Below are 992 nucleotides of genomic sequence, written 5' to 3' on the forward strand. Positions count from 1 at the left end.
CGTGGTATCACCATTTCCACAGCGCACGTTGAGTACGAAACCGACGCTCGTCACTACGCACACGTTGACTGCCCAGGCCACGCTGACTATGTGAAAAACATGATCACCGGTGCTGCGCAGATGGACGGCGCGATCCTCGTTGTTAACGCTGCTGATGGCCCAATGCCACAGACTCGTGAGCACATCCTGCTTGCACGCCAGGTTGGCGTTCCTGCGCTGGTTGTCTTCATGAACAAAGTTGACCAGGTTGACGATGAAGAGCTTCTCGAGCTCGTAGAAATGGAAGTTCGTGAACTTCTGTCTTCCTACGAATTCCCAGGCGACGATATTCCAATCATCGCTGGTTCTGCTCTGGCAGCTCTGGAAGATCGCGATGCAAACATTGGTTCCGAGAAAATCGCTGAACTGATGGCTGCAGTAGACGAGTACATCCCAACTCCAGACCGTCCACGCGATCAGGCATTCCTTATGCCAATCGAAGACGTGTTCTCCATCTCCGGTCGTGGTACCGTTGTTACCGGTCGCGTTGAGCGCGGTATCATCCACGTTGGTGATGAAGTTGAGATCGTCGGCATCAAAGAAACAGCTAAGACCACTGTTACTGGTGTTGAAATGTTCCGCAAGCTGCTCGATCAGGGTGAAGCAGGCGACAACATTGGTGCACTGATCCGTGGTGTTGGTCGTGAAGAAGTTGAGCGTGGCCAGGTTCTGTGTAAGCCAGGTTCCGTTACTCCTCACACCAAGTTCAAAGCTGAGGCATACATCCTCACCAAAGAAGAAGGTGGTCGTCACACCCCATTCTTCACCAACTACCGTCCACAGTTCTACTTCCGTACAACTGACGTGACTGGTGTTGTTTCTCTGCCAGAAGGCACAGAAATGGTGATGCCTGGTGATAACGTTGCTGTTTCAGTTGAACTTATCGTGCCAATCGCTATGGAAGATGGTCTGCGCTTCGCTATCCGCGAAGGCGGTCGTACCGTCGGCGCTGG

Annotated in this window: 1 protein-coding gene; it reads left to right on the forward strand. The window is 52.7% G+C overall.

Annotated elements, in window-relative coordinates; genetic code table 11:
• Positions 1-992 (forward strand): elongation factor Tu (gene tuf / locus JCM12308_RS27510; RefSeq protein ID WP_054785765.1); only part of this gene is annotated, 992 nt, incomplete at both ends.

Source organism: Pseudovibrio denitrificans JCM 12308 (genome assembly GCF_001310815.1).
Classification (GTDB): domain Bacteria; phylum Pseudomonadota; class Alphaproteobacteria; order Rhizobiales; family Stappiaceae; genus Pseudovibrio; species Pseudovibrio denitrificans.